Raw genomic sequence first — 13,281 nt, 5'->3', positions numbered from 1 at the left:
CAAGGAGACAAGACCATGCGCACACGCATGCATCGAGGCGCTCTCGCCTTGGCGGCCATGACCTGCCTGACCGCCTGCGGCGGTTCTGACGACGTACGCGGGCCTGCGGCCTCTGCCAAGGACGAAACGCCGCCGCACATCACGGCGTGTCCGGCAGGCGTGCCCGCCACCGTCACCTGCTACGGCGGACAGGATTCGCAAGGCGCCTATTACATGATCGCCAAGCCCGCCAACTGGAGCGGAATCCTGGTGATGCATGCGCATGGCGGGCCGGATCTGGGTGCTCCCAGCATGGAGCGCGCTCAGGAAGACCTCACGCGCTGGTCAATCATGCCGCGCGCGGGCTATGCCTGGGCGGGGTCGACCTACCGCCAGGGCGGCGTCGAAGTGCGCGCGGCGGCGGAGGACACCGAGCGGTTGCGTGGCATTTTTCGTGAACACGTGGGCAAACCCACGCGCACCATCCTGCATGGGCAGTCGTGGGGCGCTGGCGTGGCCGCCAAAGGGGCCGAAATGTTCACGCGCGAGACGGTGGGCGAACGGCCCTACGACGGCGTGCTGCTGACGAGCGGCGTGCTGGCCGGCGGCACGCGTTCCTACGATTTCCGCACCGACATCCGTGTGGTCTACCAGTATCTGTGCCAGAACCACCCCCGGCCCAACGAGCCGCAATACGCCCTGAACCTTGGGTTGCCGGCGGGTGTAACCATGAGCAATGCGGCCATCGCCGCGCGCGTCAACGAATGCCTGGCGCTGGACAAGCCGGCGGCCCAGCGCTCCGCCGAACAGAAGCTCAAGATCGATACGCTGGTGAAGGTGATCAAAATTCCTGAAAGCGCGATTCAGTCGCACATCAACTGGGGCACGCGCCATTTTCAGGACATCAGCGCCAACCGCACAGGTGGCGCCAGCCCGTTCGGTAACGTGGGCGCCGTCTACACTGGCTCGACCGACGACGCGGCGCTCAACGCGGGCGTGCTGCGGTACAGCGCCGATCCGGCGGCCTACGCAAAGTTTGCACAAGACACCGATCCGACGGGAAAGATCCCGGTACCGGTGGTCAGCACCAAGTGGATCAGCGACCCGACCGCCTTCGTCGAACTGGACGCCTATTTCCTCCAGGTCATGACGCGCGGCGGCAGTGCCGATCGGCTGGTGCAGACCTTTACCACCACCGGCACGCACAGCTACATCTCGGACCCGACGTACCCGACGCTGATGAACGCGTTGCTGCAATGGATCGAACAAGGGCGCAAGCCGACAGCCGCCAGCATCGCCAGCGCTTGCGCTGGGCAAGAGGCCCAGTTTGGTGCCGGCTGCGCGTTTGCCACGGACTACTACCCGCAGGCGCTGGAGACACGCGTGCCGGCCCGGGCACGGCCGCAGTAAGCAGCGCGCGCGGCTGACCTACAAAGTATCGACCGCGACGACGCAGAAAGAGGGCGGCCGTGTCAGTCCGAGCTGCCCGCGTTCTGTGCCTTCGACCGCAACGCGGCGTCGTACAGCGCGTTGCGCGGGCTGCCGGTGATCTCGGCCGCCAGTTTCACGGCTGGTTTCAGGGGAAGTTCCGCCAGCAGCAGGCCCAGCACGCGTTCACTGTCGTCCGCGTCGTCGAAGGCGGGCGCGGGATGCAGCACCAGCGCGAATTCGCCGCGCTGGCGCTGCGCGTCGGCGGCCAGCCAGGCGGGCAGGTCGGCACAGGGCAGGGTGGTGATCTGCTCGAACTGCTTGGTCAGTTCGCGGCCCACGGTGACGGGGCGGTCGCCCAACCGCGCCAGCGCGTCGGCCAACGCGGCGATGCGGTGCGGCGCTTCAAGCAGCACCACCGCGCGCGGCTCCTGCGCCAGCGCATCGACGGCGGACTGGCGCTCGCCGGTCTTGTTGGGCAGAAAGCCTGCAAACACAAAGTGCCCGTCGCCGGCCAGCCCCGATGCGCTGAGGGCGGTGGTCACGCTGCTGGCGCCGGGCAGCGGCAGCACACGCAAGCCCGCCGCCGCGCACGCGGCCACCAGGCGCGCGCCGGGGTCGCTGACGGCGGGCGTGCCGGCGTCGCTGACGTAGGCGATGCGCTGGCCGGACTGCAGGCGTGCGACCACGCCCTGCGCGGCTTCGGCTTCGTTGTGCTCGTGCAGCGCGATCAGCGGCTTGCCGTCCAGCCGATAGCTGCGCAGCAACTGCTGCGTGTGCCGCGTGTCCTCGCAGGCGATGGCGTCGGCCAGCTGCAGCACGTGCAGCGCGCGCAGCGTGATGTCGGCCAGGTTGCCGATGGGCGTGGCGACGACGTACAGCGCCCCCACCGGATAATGCTGCGCACCCGCCGCCGCGCGCGCGGCGTCCAGCGCCAGGTGGAAGCTGGGCGCGCCAATCGTGGGGGCGGGTGTGGTCATGGTTTCGGCTGCTGGCGCAGGAGGGGCAAGCGCATGGCGCTATTGAATTTGAAGCTATCAGGCGCCACCACGCGGGTGCGAGGCAACGCCGCCGAAGAAGCTGCGCTGACCCATCTGCAGGCGGCGGGGCTGACGCTGGTCGAGCGCAATTATCGGACGCCCGGGCGCGGCGGCGGCGAAATCGACCTGGTGATGCGCGAGCGCGGCGGCACGCTGGTGTTTGTCGAAGTGCGGGCCCGCGCCGACACCTCCCACGGCGGCGCGGCCGCCACCGTCGGTGCCGTCAAGCAGCGCCGCATCGTGCTGGCCGCGCGCCACTACCTGATGCGCCACCCCAGCCCGCCGCCCTGCCGCTTCGACGTCGTCGCCATCGACGGCAACCACATCGAGTGGCTCAAAGCCGCCTTCGACGCGCAGTGAACTGAATCAGACCGCCGCGGAGCAGGCGACGCCAGAACACCCTGGCCGGGCTTGCACCGGCCAGTGGTGTTGTCCCCTTCCGGGGGAAGCGCCGCAGGCGCACAGGGGGAGCTCATTCTGCTCCTAAATTTGCACCGGCCACCCCATCCGGCGTTATGATCGGCGGCGATGCTTGAACAACGCATTCAACAGCAGTTCATCGACAGCGCCGACCTGAAGTACCAGTGGGCGCAGAGCCTGGCCCGTCCGGTGGCCGAGGCTGCGCAGGCGCTGCTGGCCTGTGTCACCGGCGGCGGCAAGGTGCTGCTGTGCGGCAATGGCGCGTCGGGCGCGCTGGCGCAGTACATGGCGGCCTTGATGGTCGGCGGGCTCGAACGCCCGCGGCCCGAGCTGCCCGCGCTGGCGCTGGGCACCGACGCCGCCACGCTGACTGCCGTGGCGCGTCGCGGCGAATACGCCGACGCGTTTGCCGCGCAAGTGCGCGCGCTGGGCAACGCGGGCGACGTGCTGCTGGTGCTCACGTCCAACGGCAATTCGGTCAACCTGGTGCGCGCCGCACAGGCCGCGCACGAGCGCGAGATGAGCGTGATCGCGCTCACCGGGCGCGGCGGTGGCGAACTGGGCCACATGCTGCGCGACACCGACGTCCACGTGTGCGTGCCGCACGAGCGCACGCCACGCATCCACGAGGCGCATCAGCTGGTGCTGCACTGCCTGTGCGACGGCCTCGACCTGCAACTGCTCGGCGACGAGGAAACCCCATCATGAAGCTGAAACCCACCCGCGGCATCGCCGCCACCCTGCTGGCCGCTTGCCTGGCCGGCGGCGCCCTGACGGCCTGCGTGCCGGTGGCGCTGGTTGGCGGCGCGGTCGGCGCCGGCGCGCTGCTGACCCAGGCCGACCGCCGCAGCGGCGAGACGCAGCAGGCCGACGGCGCCATCGAAAGCGCCGCGCGCGAGGCCGTGACGCAAGCCCTGGGCGGGCGCGGCCACGTCAACGTGGCCAGCTACTTCCGCAAGGTGCTGATCACCGGCGAAGTGCCGACCGCGCAGGACAAGCAGACCGTCGAAGCCGCGGTGCGCGCCGCACCCGGCGTGCAGTCGGTGGTCAACGAACTCGCCGTGATGCCCGAATCGGGCGCCATGCAGCGCTCCAGCGACGCCTACGTGTCCAGCAAGGTGCGTTCGCGCATGGTGGGCACCAACGGTGTGCCGTCGGGCAGCATCAAGGTTGTGACCGAGCGCGGCACCACCTACCTGATGGGCCGGCTGACCGCGCAGGAACTGGCCGCCGCCACCGACGTCGCGCGCCAGACCGATGGCGTGCAGCGCGTGGTGCGCGTGGTCGACCTGATTGCAGACCCAACCGGTGCCGGCGGCCTGGCAAGCGGCACCGGCCAGCAGCCCAGCGCCGTGCAGCAGACGACGGGCGCTGCGCCATTGACGCCGGTGAGCGGCGAGTCGGTGCCCGGCGTCGAGACGCACCCGGTGACGCAGCCGACCATCGTCAATGCACCGCAGCCGATTCAGGTGCAGACGCTACCACCGGTGAAGTAAAGACGAGAGCCCGTGAGCCGCGTGTGCCGGGCCGATCAGTTCGCGGGCAGCACGTTGGGCAGCCGCTCCAGCTGGCGGAAGCGGTTGGGGTCGAGTTCCACACCCTTGCGCGTCGCATAGATGGTCGAATTGCCGCTGTCGGTATAGACGTTGCTGTAGTTCGAATCCACTTTCATCACGCCGCCATCGGGCGCGCGGTAGTTGTCGCGCAGCGTGGTGACGTTGCCCCAACCCGCCAGCACGCTGGACTGCGCCTGCGAGCGCTGCTGGATGCTGTCGAAGTTGGACTGGATGGATTGCGATGCCGCGCGTGTCTGCTCCTGCAGGAAGCGGCGCGATGCCTCCGTGCGCTTCTGGGCGGCCTGCAGGCGCTGGGCGTTGAGTTGCGACACGGCCCGGCTCACGGCTGCCTGCCACTGCTGGTTTTCGCTGAAGTTCTCCGCGAACAGCTGCAGCGAGCCCCGTTCGCGCTCATAGGCGTCGGGTACGGCGGAGTACATCAGCACGAACGGCACGCTCCACCGGAGCGTTTGCTTGGTGTAAGACGGCGACCGATAGTTCAGCTGGCTCGACACCACGGTGGCAAACGCTGAGGCCCGCAAGACCTTGCCTTTCTGCGAAAACTTCATGTGAGTGATCGCCGCCTTGACGCGGGTGGGCGCGGTCTGACCGGGCACGCCCTGCGCGGCCAGCTGCCGGTTGACCTGTGCCATGGCGGCGTCAAACGCGGCGGCGACGTCGCGCTCGAGATCGGCCAAGTCCTTTGACGAACCGGCGTCCTCGACCTGCGTGACCTGGATGTCCTGGATGGATGGGTCTGCACGGCGGATCAGGCGCTGCACGTAATCCGGCGGCGACATCAAGCGCAGCATGGATGTGCCGGTTTCTTCGTCGTAGGCGCCTTCCTGGTAGAGCTGCTCGCGCGGCACCGATCGCCCCATCATCGTCATCGACAGCGGATCCACGTAGCTCACGTTCGACATGCGCAGCACGGCCGCCTGCTCGCCGGGCGACATGGCCTGCATGAAGTATTCAGCCGGGTTGGAGGCGCTCTGCATCGTCCAGCTCACCTGACCCGTGCCTTTCCAGCCGGCTGGCATCAGCGTACGCGCCACCTCGATGCCCGACTTGGGGTCGGTCAATACCAGGCGCTCATACGCCTTGGCTTCGCCACGCTCCAGCAGCTGCTTTATCGCCGCCTGGCCGACGGCGTTCCTGGCGGGCGCCGGTGCGACGGCCGGCGGCACCGGCGCGGTCTCGCCAGATCCGCCGGCCGTCCCGTCAGGCGGTGCCGCAGGCTCCTCCTGGAAACCGTAATACGCGCCAATGGCCACGACCGCCAGTGCCGCACCCCACCACCATGCGTTTTTCATGCGCTCGGCCGTCTCAGTTGGGTTGTCCAATCCATGAATGTCTTCCTATTTCATCACGGCGTGGACCCTGGCAAAGAAAACGCCCTGTCCCTCTGGGAGAGCTTGGGTTGTGTGCTCTGGCGGCGCGTCATGAATTCCGGACGTCTCAGGGGCGCGCGGGCGGAATCGGCTCGTTCGGCGCGGGCGCTTCGGCCTGCAGCACGCGCGTCACGGTCAGCTCGCGGGAATAGGCGCTCATGTGGCCGTATTGGCCGGACCGGGACAGCTGCCCCTGCACGCGGATGCGGACCGGCGACACCGGCGGATGCTCGCGCTCGAAGCGGCCGTCCAGGTGGATGTGAAAGCGCTCGTTGACCGCGCTCAGATCGCCGTTCAGCCACCAGCGCACGCCCCGGCTGCCGACGGGCCGGAATTCGCTTTGCTCGAAGCCACCGAAGTAGTAGCCGTCATAAATCCCTTCGGAAGGCCAGTTCGACGACGGATCGGCGCAGGCAGGCAGACCCCCCCAGACCGAGGCAAAGCGCGCCGGCCAGCACGGCGCGGCGTCGCGCCATGCGCTGGCGCGTCGGCGGGGGCGAAAAGGCGCGCGCGATCACTTCAACCGCTTGATCAGGCTGGACGTATCCCAGCGGCCGCCGCCCATTTGCTGGACGTCGGCGTAGAACTGGTCGACCAGGGCGGTGACCGGGACGCGGGCGCCGTTGCGCTTGGCTTCGTCGAACACCAGGCCGAGGTCCTTGCGCATCCAGTCGACGGCGAAGCCGAAGTCGAACTTGTCCTGCACCATGGTGGGACCGCGGTTGTCCAGCTGCCAGCTTTGCGCCGCGCCCTTGCCGATGACGTCGAGTACCTGGGCCATGTCCAGTCCGGCGCGCTGGCCGAAGGCAATGGCTTCTGACAGGCCTTGCACCAGGCCGGCGATGCAGATCTGGTTGACCATCTTGGTCAGCTGGCCGGCGCCGCTCGCGCCCATCAGCGTAAACGCGCGCGAGAACGCCATGGCCACGGGCTTGACGGTGTCGAAAGCGGCGGCGTCGCCGCCGCACATCACCGTCAGCAGGCCGTTCTGCGCGCCCGCCTGGCCGCCCGACACCGGCGCGTCGATGAACTGCAGGCCGCGCGCGCTGGCTTCGTGCGACAGCTCGCGCGCCACATTGGCCGATGCCGTGGTGTGGTCGACGAAGATGGCCCCCGCCTTCATGCCGGCCAGCGCGCCGTCGTCGCCCAGCACCACCGACCGCAGATCGTCGTCATTGCCGACGCAGCAGAACACGATGTCGGCGCCCTGCGCCGCCAGTTGGGGGGTGTCAGCGCGCTTCACGCGGCCGGTCGCGGCCAGTTGCTCGCAGAATGCTACGGATTTTGTAGCGTTGCGGTTGTAGACCGTGACCGTGTGGCCAGCCAGCGCCAGGTGGCCAGCCATGGGATAGCCCATCACGCCCAGGCCCAGGAAGGCTACCTGGCGCGGCGTGGCGGGGTCGTACGTCTTGGTGTGGATGGTGGTGCTCATGCGGCCCATTCTAGGCCGCGCAAAGCACTCAGACGATATGCAGGTGTTCTGTCCCGGCGGCCAGGTCGAGCGAGCGGGCGCGCTGGCTGGTCAGCTTGATCTGCAGGCGCAGGTCGTTGGCCGAATCGGCGTTGCGCAGCGCATCTTCGTAGGTGATCAGGTTGGCCTCGAAAGCGTCGAACAGCGCCTGGTCGAAGGTCTGCATGCCCAGTTCGCGGCTCTTCTTCATGATCTCCTTGATCTCGCCCACCTCGCCCTTGAAGATCAGGTCGCTGATGAGCGGCGAATTCAGCATGATCTCGACCACCGCGGTGCGGCCCTGGCCGCTCTGCTTGGCGATCAGGCGCTGCGAGATCAGCGCGCGCAGGTTCAGCGACAGGTCCATCAGCAGCTGCTGTCGCCGCTCTTCCGGGAAGAAGTTGATGATGCGGTCGAGCGCCTGGTTGGCCGAGTTGGCGTGCAGCGTGGCCAGGCACAGGTGGCCGGTTTCGGCAAAGGCGACGGCGTGCTCCATGGTCTCGCGGTCGCGGATCTCGCCCATCAGGATCACGTCGGGTGCCTGGCGCAGCGTGTTCTTCAGGGCGGCGGTCCAGTCCTCGGTGTCGATGCCCACTTCGCGCTGCGTCAGGATGCAGTTCTTGTGCGGGTGCACGAATTCGATCGGGTCTTCGACCGTGATGATGTGCCCCTGGCTGTGGATGTTGCGCCAGTCCACCATGGCCGCCAGCGTGGTTGACTTGCCCGAGCCCGTGGCGCCGACCAGGATGGTCAGCCCGCGCTTGGACATCGCCACGTCCTTCAGGATCTGCGGCATGCCCAGCGCGTCGATGGTCGGCAGCTCCTGCGGGATGACGCGCATCACCACGCCCACGTGCCCCTGCTGCACGAAGGCGTTGCAGCGAAAGCGCCCGATGCCGGCGGGGCTGATGGCGAAGTTGCATTCCTTGGTGCGCTCGAACTCCGCCGCCTGCTTGTCGTTCATCACCGACCGCACCAGCGCCACCGTGTGCGCCGGCGTCAGGTTCTGCGACGACACCTTGATCACGCGGCCGTCCACCTTGATCGCCGGTGGAAAGTCGGCCGTGATGAACAGGTCGCTGCCCTTGCGCGTGAGCAGCAGCCGCAGCAGATCGCTGATGAACTTGCTGGCCTGATCGCGTTCCATGGTGGTTCCTTCATTGACGCCGCGTCGGCGTGATTTCAATCATCGGTCCGGCAGCCCGCTCGAAGGGCCGCGGAGCAGGCCATGCCAGGGCGCCCGCGGAAGGGCTTGGCCCGCCCGTTGGGCGCGCCCCCGGACGGGGGGGTGGCGAAACAATGCGCAGCATGTGGAGCCTGGGGGCGAGCCGTCTAGCCGGGGAAGTTTTCCGGAATCTTCGCCTTGCTGCGCGCCTCCGCCGTGCTGATCACGTTGCGGCGCACCAGCTCGGTCAGGTTCTGGTCCAGCGTCTGCATGCCCAGGCTGTTGCCGGTCTGGATGCTGGAATACATCTGCGCCACCTTGGCCTCGCGGATCAGGTTGCGGATGGCGGGCGTGCCCAGCATGATCTCGTGCGCCGCCACTCGGCCCGAGCCGTCCTTCAGCCGGCACAGCGTCTGCGAAATGACGGCCACCAGTGATTCGGACAGCATCGCGCGCACCATTTCCTTTTCTTCGGCGGGGAAGACGTCGATCACGCGGTCGATCGTCTTGGCCGCCGACGAGGTGTGCAGCGTGGCGAACACCAGGTGGCCCGTCTCGGCCGCCGTCATGGCCAGGCGAATGGTTTCGAGGTCGCGCATCTCGCCCACCAGGATGGCGTCCGGGTCTTCGCGCAGCGCCGAGCGCAGCGCGTTGGCGAAGCTGTGGGTCATGGGCCCCACTTCGCGCTGGTTGATCAGGCACTTCTTCGACTCGTGCACGAATTCGATCGGGTCTTCCACCGTCAGCACGTGCGCGTATTGCGATTCGTTCAGGTGGTTGACCATGGCCGCCAGCGTGGTCGACTTGCCCGAGCCGGTGGGTCCGGTCACCAGCACCAGGCCGCGCGGCTTGAGCGCCAGATCGCCGAAAATCCGGGGCGCGTTCAGTTGCTCCAGCGTCAGGATCTTGCTCGGGATGGTGCGCAGCACACCCGCCGCGCCGCGGTTCTGGTTGAAGGCGTTGACGCGAAAGCGCGCCAGCCCTTCGATCTCGAACGAGAAGTCGACCTCCAGGTTTTCTTCGTACACCTTGCGCTGGGTGTCGTTCATGATGTCGTAGAGCATCGCGAACACCTGCTTGTGGTCCAGCGGGTCGACATTAAGCCGACGCACATCGCCATGCACGCGGATCATCGGCGGCAAGCCGGCCGACAGGTGCAGGTCGGAAGCCTTGTTCTTGACGCTGAATGCCAGCAGTTGGGTGATGTCCACGTCGCGCGCCTCGAGAGAAAGGAAATGTGGTGAAACCTGAGTTGCAGTTTGATACGCTGCGAGGATTATGACGATGATCGCCGGCAACCTCCAAGACGTGCGTGCACGGATTGCCACAGCCTGCCGCCGCGCCGGCCGCAACGTGGACGATGTCACGCTGCTCGCGGTGTCCAAGACCTTTGGCCCGGACGCGGTGCGCGCCGCGGCCGCCGCCGGCCAACGCGCCTTTGGCGAAAACTACGTGCAGGAGGGACTGGACAAGATCGCCAGCCTGCGCGGCCTGGGGCTGGAGTGGCACGACATCGGGCCGATTCAAAGCAACAAGACGCGCGCCGTGGCCGAGCATTTCGACTGGGTGCACACGGTCGACCGGTTGAAGATCGCCGAGCGCCTGTCGGCCCAGCGGCCCGAGGCGCTGGCGCCCCTGCAGGTGTGTATCCAGGTCAACATCGACGGCGGGCCGGCCAAGTCGGGCGTGGCGCCGGCCGATGCGCTGGCGCTGGCGCGCGCCGTGGCCGCGCTGCCGCGCCTGAAGCTGCGCGGGCTGATGACGATCCCCGAGCCTGCTCCTGATTTTGAAGCTGCCCGCGCAGTCCATGCCAGCGCCAGAGCCTTGTTTGACCACTTGAATGCCGAAGGGCTGGGCCTGGACACGCTGTCGATGGGCATGAGCGACGACCTGGAAGCGGCCATTGCCGCCGGCAGCACCATGGTGCGCATCGGCACGGCGATCTTCGGCAGCCGGGCGCCGAAATGAATCATCAAGGGGCTGCGCAGCAAGCCCCAACCAAAGGCCGCGGCGCAGGCCATGCGAGAACGCCGCGCTCGGGGTTCCCCCGAGCGCCAGCGTTGTCCCCCTGGGGGGAAGCCGCGAAGCGGCACAGGGGGGCTAGGGCCTGTTCACGCTATTTTTAGCCATGCGAACATGCTTGAAAGAGCGCCAATCTAGGCGCGCGACGACGCCCAGACCGGGTGTCTGCGCTAGGAGCGCAACGACGAGTGGCGCTCTTTCAAGCATGTTCCCTCCGGGTTGCGATCAAAAAGGCCATCGCCAGCGTTGCCATCCTTGCCAAGGTACCTACCTTGGCGGCGGCTGGCGCCTTGGCGAGTGGCCTTTTTGACTCGCAACGCATGGCTAAAAATAGCGTGAACAGGCCCTAGTTAAACACCACAGTGCGGTGCCCGTTCAGCAGCACCCGGTGCTCGCTGTGCCATTTGACGGCGCGCGCCAGCACCTGGCTTTCGGTGTCGCGGCCGACGGCGGTCAGGTCGTCCACCGTGTCGGCGTGGTCCACGCGGGCCACGTCCTGCTCGATGATCGGGCCTTCGTCCAGGTCGGCCGTCACGTAGTGCGCGGTGGCGCCGATCAGCTTCACGCCGCGGTCGTGCGCCTGGTAATACGGCTTGGCGCCCTTGAAGCTGGGCAGGAAGCTGTGGTGGATGTTGATGGCGCGGCCGGACAGCTGGCGGCACATCGGGTCCGACAGGATCTGCATGTAGCGCGCCAGCACCACCAGTTCGGGCCGCTCGGCATCGATGATCTCCAGCTGCCGCTGCTCGGCCTGCGCCTTGGTGGCCTGCGTCACCGCGATGTGGTGAAAAGGAATGTTGTAGCTGGCCGCCAGCTGGTAGAAGTCGCGGTGGTTGCTGACGATGGCGCGCACGTCCAGGTTGAGCAGCCCGCTTTTCACGCGGAACAGCAGGTCGTTCAGGCAGTGGCCTTCCTTGCTGACGAAGATCACGGTGCGCATCGGTTCGCCGGCCGGGTTCAGCTCCCACGTCATCGACAGCGGCTGCGCCACCCGGCCAATGGCGCCCGCCAGATCGGCGCCGTCGATGACCGCGCCGGCATCGGGGCAGACGAACTGCACGCGCATGAAGAACAGGCCCGTGCCGTGGTCGTTGAACTGCTGCGCTTCTTCGATGTTGCAGCCGCGCTCAAGCAGCAGGCCCGAGACGGCGTGCACGATGCCCGGGCGGTCGGGGCAGGACAGGGTGAGGATGTAGGCGGTGGACGAAGCGGCAGACATGGCGCGCGATTGTCGCAGGCCTGGGGCGTGAATACCGAATACCGGACGCAGAGGACGCAAAGGATTCGCAGAGGACGCAAAAGAAACAGCCAAAGAATTCTTCGGCTTTTTCTGCGTCCTCTGCGAAGTCTCTGCGTCCGGCTGCTGGGTGGGTAATCACCAAGCGATCAGCCGTCGATCAGAATTCGCGCTGTGCGCTTGTCCGATCTGCGTCAGTCGCTATCAAATCAATAGTTTCAGGGCCGCACCATCTTGCACTCGGTGCCCTGGGCCAGCTCGTTGCCGCTGTAGCTGGCGTCGGTGCGGAAGCCGTAGCTCGTGCCTTCCCAGCCCACCTTGACGGCCTTGCCGTCCACGGGCGCCACGGTGTTGACCACCTGCGGCAGCAGCAGCTGGTGGTCTTCGGCCCGCATGCGCACCGGGCCGACGCTGGAGTCGAAGCTCAGGTCTTCGAGCGCGCGCGCCACCTTCACGGGCTCGTCGCTGCCGGCCTTGGTGATGGCGGCGGCCAGCAGGCGCGGCGTCAGGTCGATGCGCGGCGCGAGGAACTCCTTGCCCGTCTTGGCCTTGTACGCCTTGGCCAGCGCGTCCACGCGCGGCATGCCGTCCTGGCCCGGGTGCCATTCGGCCACCCACGTCAGCTGGCCGGCGCGCGCCTGCGAAAACGCCACCACGGTGCCGGGGAACGAGCCCGCGCTGTGGTTGAAATAGCGCAGGTTCATGCCGGCGTCGGCGCCCGCCTTCAGCAGCAGCGCCATGTCGGGGCCCCAGTTGCCGGTGATCACGCTGTCGGCGCCGCTCTGCTTGATCTGCGCCATGTAGGGCGCGAAGTCCTTCACGCGGCCGATGGCGTGGAACTGCTCGCCGACGAACTGGATGTCGGGCCGCGCCAGGCCCACCAGCTGCCGGCCGTAGCTGGCCCACTGCTTGCCGTGGGCGTAGTCCTGGTTCAGCAGGTAGGCCTTCTTGATGTCGGGCTGCTTCTTGATGAAATTGGCGATGGCCTTCATCTTCATCGCCGTGTTGGCTTCGGTCTGGAAGTGCCAGAAGTTGCACGCCTTGCCCGTCATGTCGGGGTCGATCGACGAGTGGTTGAAGACGATGATCTCCTTGCCGGGGTTGCGCTGGTTCCAGCGCGCCGCCGCCTGCACGATGGCCGCCACCACCGACGAGCCCGAGCCGCCCGTCACCACCGCGCGCGCGCCCTGGTCGATGGCCGATTGCAGCGCGCTCTGGCTTTCCTGCGCCGACAGCTTGCCGTCCAGCGCGATCACCTCGAAGCGGCGCCCGCCGGGCAGCGCGTTCCTGGTGTTCAGGTCGTCCACCGCGAACTTGGTGTGCGCCAGCATCAGCTCGCCCACGGCGGCGAAGGGGCCGGACAGCGGGTCGATGTAGGCGATCTTGTAGGGCGCCGGCTGCGCCTGCGCGGCGCCGGCCAGCAGGGCGGCGGCGGCCAGCACGGTGTGCTTCAGTGGGACGGAAAGGCGGGTCATGCGGGGTCTCCTCGGGTGGTGGTGTTGTGTCGCCTGGGCGATGGACGCGGCGCCGGGCACCCCGTCAAATCGCTATATTGAAACGACGCCAAGCCGCCGCGACCCGTGCAAACCCGCA

The 13,281-nt window shown here is 67.5% G+C and carries 13 protein-coding genes; 5 read left to right on the top strand and 8 right to left on the bottom strand.

The annotated features are described in order from the left end of the window. The first annotated feature begins 15 nt into the window (after positions 1-15). Positions 16-1,389, top strand: coding sequence for a hypothetical protein (locus tag R0D99_RS15805; protein ID WP_317749137.1), 1,374 nt, complete (start codon positions 16-18; stop codon positions 1,387-1,389). Positions 1,390-1,451: 62 nt separating this feature from the next. Here the strand turns inward: R0D99_RS15805 and rsmI are convergent, their stop codons facing one another. Further along, the gene (gene rsmI / locus R0D99_RS15800; protein WP_317749136.1) at positions 1,452-2,387 is read right to left on the bottom strand and encodes a 16S rRNA (cytidine(1402)-2'-O)-methyltransferase; all 936 of its coding nucleotides are present in this window, start codon (positions 2,385-2,387) and stop codon (positions 1,452-1,454) included. Positions 2,388-2,420: 33 nt separating this feature from the next. On the opposite strand from rsmI, the gene R0D99_RS15795 reads away from it, so the two are divergent. The 3 genes from R0D99_RS15795 (at position 2,421) to R0D99_RS15785 (ending at position 4,363) form a co-directional block, all read left to right on the top strand. Beyond that, positions 2,421-2,807, top strand: coding sequence for a YraN family protein (locus R0D99_RS15795; RefSeq protein ID WP_317749135.1), 387 nt, complete (start codon positions 2,421-2,423; stop codon positions 2,805-2,807). Between the two features lie 168 nt (positions 2,808-2,975). Then, positions 2,976-3,575, top strand: a complete 600-nt coding sequence (locus R0D99_RS15790) for an SIS domain-containing protein (RefSeq protein WP_317749134.1) — start codon at positions 2,976-2,978, stop codon at positions 3,573-3,575. Then, positions 3,572-4,363: a BON domain-containing protein gene (locus R0D99_RS15785; protein WP_317749133.1), complete on the top strand. Its 792-nt coding sequence runs from the start codon at positions 3,572-3,574 to the stop codon at positions 4,361-4,363. The genes R0D99_RS15790 and R0D99_RS15785 overlap by 4 nt, the downstream gene beginning before the upstream one ends. A 35-nt stretch (positions 4,364-4,398) precedes the next feature. Here R0D99_RS15785 and R0D99_RS15780 read toward each other — a convergent pair whose 3' ends face one another. The 5 genes from R0D99_RS15780 to R0D99_RS15760 form a co-directional block, all read right to left on the bottom strand. Then, positions 4,399-5,736: a hypothetical protein gene (locus R0D99_RS15780; protein WP_317749132.1), complete on the bottom strand. Its 1,338-nt coding sequence runs from the start codon at positions 5,734-5,736 to the stop codon at positions 4,399-4,401. Positions 5,737-5,881: 145 nt separating this feature from the next. Beyond that, on the bottom strand, positions 5,882-6,124 hold the full coding sequence (locus R0D99_RS15775; RefSeq protein WP_317749131.1) for a hypothetical protein: 243 nt from the start codon (positions 6,122-6,124) through the stop codon (positions 5,882-5,884). A gap of 204 nt (positions 6,125-6,328) precedes the next feature. Continuing rightward, positions 6,329-7,246, bottom strand: coding sequence for an NAD(P)-dependent oxidoreductase (locus tag R0D99_RS15770; RefSeq protein WP_317749130.1), 918 nt, complete (start codon positions 7,244-7,246; stop codon positions 6,329-6,331). Positions 7,247-7,274: 28 nt separating this feature from the next. Next, positions 7,275-8,411, bottom strand: coding sequence for a PilT/PilU family type 4a pilus ATPase (locus R0D99_RS15765; RefSeq protein ID WP_317749129.1), 1,137 nt, complete (start codon positions 8,409-8,411; stop codon positions 7,275-7,277). Positions 8,412-8,596: 185 nt separating this feature from the next. Further along, positions 8,597-9,640: a type IV pilus twitching motility protein PilT gene (locus R0D99_RS15760; protein WP_317749128.1), complete on the bottom strand. Its 1,044-nt coding sequence runs from the start codon at positions 9,638-9,640 to the stop codon at positions 8,597-8,599. 67 nt (positions 9,641-9,707) lie between these two features. On the opposite strand from R0D99_RS15760, the gene R0D99_RS15755 reads away from it, so the two are divergent. Next, positions 9,708-10,397: a YggS family pyridoxal phosphate-dependent enzyme gene (locus R0D99_RS15755; protein WP_317749127.1), complete on the top strand. Its 690-nt coding sequence runs from the start codon at positions 9,708-9,710 to the stop codon at positions 10,395-10,397. A gap of 400 nt (positions 10,398-10,797) precedes the next feature. Here the strand turns inward: R0D99_RS15755 and purU are convergent, their stop codons facing one another. Further along, positions 10,798-11,670 (bottom strand): formyltetrahydrofolate deformylase, encoded by an 873-nt coding sequence (purU, locus tag R0D99_RS15750; RefSeq protein ID WP_317749126.1) that lies wholly within the window; start codon positions 11,668-11,670, stop codon positions 10,798-10,800. 236 nt (positions 11,671-11,906) lie between these two features. Continuing rightward, on the bottom strand, positions 11,907-13,163 hold the full coding sequence (locus tag R0D99_RS15745) for a branched-chain amino acid ABC transporter substrate-binding protein (protein WP_317749125.1): 1,257 nt from the start codon (positions 13,161-13,163) through the stop codon (positions 11,907-11,909). Positions 13,164-13,281 lie beyond the last annotated feature (118 nt).

It is taken from the genome of Ottowia sp. SB7-C50 (genome assembly GCF_033110285.1).
Classification (GTDB): Bacteria; Pseudomonadota; Gammaproteobacteria; order Burkholderiales; family Burkholderiaceae_C; genus Ottowia.
Note: the sequence above shows the minus strand (reverse complement) of the source record. Positions and strands in the feature narration are given on the sequence as shown.